This is a genomic window from Oceanobacillus sojae (assembly GCF_900162665.1).
GTDB lineage: Bacteria > Bacillota > Bacilli > Bacillales > Amphibacillaceae > Oceanobacillus > Oceanobacillus sojae_A.
Map to the genome: position 1 here is coordinate 1 of NZ_LT727807.1, position 2,360 is coordinate 2,360.

Genomic DNA, 2,360 nt, shown 5'->3' on the forward strand with positions numbered 1-2,360 from the left:
CGCCACTTGCCAACTCCTCCAAATAACTTTAAACTCCTCGTTGGACCAACAACGTTCGACAGGAGGTTATTAGGAGATGTTAGCAGTGGCACAAATTGATTATATCAGACATGAGGTAAATCAAAAAGGTGAATCCTATGCCGATGTGGCAAGGAGAATGGAAGTTGACCCACGTACAGTTAGTAAGTATGCAAATCAGGAAGAGTTCAAAAGAAAGAAAAAGCAAAAACGAAAAGCACGGGTAATGGAGCCAGTTAAGCCCATTATAGATAAGTGGATTAAAGAAGATTTAAAGAAGAAAAAGAAGTATCAGAGAACAGCTAAAAAAATGTATGAGCAATTAAGAGATTTTCATAGCTTTACAGGGTCAGACCGCACTGTACGCGATTATGTATCCAAAAGAAAAAAGGAATTAAAGGAATCGATGACAGAAGCAGCCTTACCTCTTGAATCTATACCAGGTACAGCTCAAGTTGACTTTGGAACTGGGCCATTTAACTATGATTCAGAAACGATCGATTTACCGTACTTAGTGATGTCGTTTCCGTATAGTAATAGCTTTTATTTTCAAGTTTTTCCTTCGGAAAATACAGAATGCTTATTGGAAGGTTTACAACGGATGTTTCAACATATGGGCGGGGTTCCGAAGACGATACGATTTGATAATTTATCCCCTGCAGTGAACAAAATATTTTCTAAAGGGGAACGTGAATTAACAGATACATTTGAACGCTTTGTATTACACTTTGGTTTTCAGTATGAGTTTTGTAATCCAGGTAAAGGCAATGAAAAAGGCCATGTAGAAGCCATGGTGAAATATGTAAGAAACAACTTTTTATTACCGGAAAATAGGATTATAAACGTTGATCATTTCAATGAAACATTATGGGAAATGGCAGAAAAAGATCGTGATCGACTACATTACGATAAAAAGATCCTTCAGTCAAAATTGTTTGAAGAGGATTTAAATAGCTTTCTTATGTTGCCTGAAAAGGGATTTGAATGTGCTCGATATGAGGAATTGAAATCAGACAAATATGGAATCGTCAATGTAGATACAAAACAATATTCGACATCTCCAAGGTTTGCGCAACAAAAAATTAGAGTCCGTATTACTTATAACGAAATTGCCATTTTGAACGAAGATAACGAAGTGATTGCCAAACACACCAGACTCTATGGTGTAAGGCGGAAATCTATGATTTGGCAGCCTTATCTAGATTTATTGTCCAAACGACCAAGAGCTATAAAATATTCAAGTATTTACAACCAGTTTCCATCTATTTGGACGGACTATTTAAAGAACTGTACAGAAGAAGAACAAAAAAATGCTTTACGCCTATTAGGAGAACTTTTAAAGAATGATGATTTTTCATTACTCAATGAAGCTCTTACGATGGCTTCATCTCATGGCCATCCAAGTACGGATCAAATCAAGCATTGTTTTTACACTGTAATAAATCAAAGCAATACATATAAGGAGATAAGTCCAGCTATTAATCTACCAACTATGCCTGCGGCAACCAGAGGGCTTTCTCATTATGATTCTTTACTTCAAAGCGGAGGTGTATCTTGATGAAAGAGCAAATTGAAGCACATGCCAAACGCTTGAAGTTAAGTTGGATAAGAGAGCATTACCATGAAATTAAAGCTGAAAATAATTATGACTATCTTCTTCAATTATTTGAAAGGGAGGTTGAAAATAGAGAGGAAAGAAAAGTGAACTTATTACTAAAGCAAGCACAATTACCAAAGACAGGCGACCAACCTTTTCAATGGGAACATATTCAAATCCCTCAAGGGATTGATCGTGATAAGATCCTCCAAGGGGAATTTATTCATGAAAAGGAAAATCTGATTTTATATGGTGGAGTCGGCACAGGGAAAACTTATTTGGCAACATTAATTAGCTTAAATGCCATACATAGGTATGGCACCAAAGTGAAGTTCTTTACGTTGGCATCTTTAGCAAATAAATTAATAGAGGCGAACCAAAATGGTTCCCTCCCCAGGCTGATTAAACAGCTTGAAAGACTGGATTTACTTATATTAGATGAACTAGGCTATATTCCTCTTCACAAAGAAGGTGCAGAGTTATTGTTTCAGGTGATATCTATGTGTTATGAAAACAAAAGCTTGGTGATTACTACCAACCTTCAATTTGGACAATGGAATCATGTTTTTGGGGATCCAATATTAACAGAGGCTGTGATTGATCGACTTATTCATCATTCACATTTACTACTTTTTAACGGTGAGAGTTTTCGTTATAAAGAATCATTAATACAGCAATAATTGGAGGCGACAAGTGGCATGCATTTTTAAATGCCATTTCATACATTTTTTACTTGCCAAATACA

2 protein-coding genes are annotated in these 2,360 nt (G+C 36.0%); both read left to right on the plus strand.

Going from position 1 to position 2,360, the window contains the following annotated elements; all coding sequences use genetic code 11:
• The first annotated feature begins 76 nt into the window (after positions 1 to 76).
• Complete coding sequence (gene istA / locus BN1068_RS00240) at positions 77 to 1,576, plus strand: IS21 family transposase (protein ID WP_077112926.1); 1,500 nt, start codon at positions 77 to 79, stop codon at positions 1,574 to 1,576.
• Positions 1,576 to 2,295 carry an IS21-like element helper ATPase IstB gene (istB, locus tag BN1068_RS00245; protein ID WP_064467641.1) on the plus strand — a complete coding sequence of 240 codons (720 nt, stop codon included), beginning with the start codon at positions 1,576 to 1,578 and terminating at the stop codon, positions 2,293 to 2,295. The genes istA and istB overlap by 1 nt, the downstream gene beginning before the upstream one ends.
• The last annotated feature ends 65 nt before the right edge of the window (positions 2,296 to 2,360 follow it).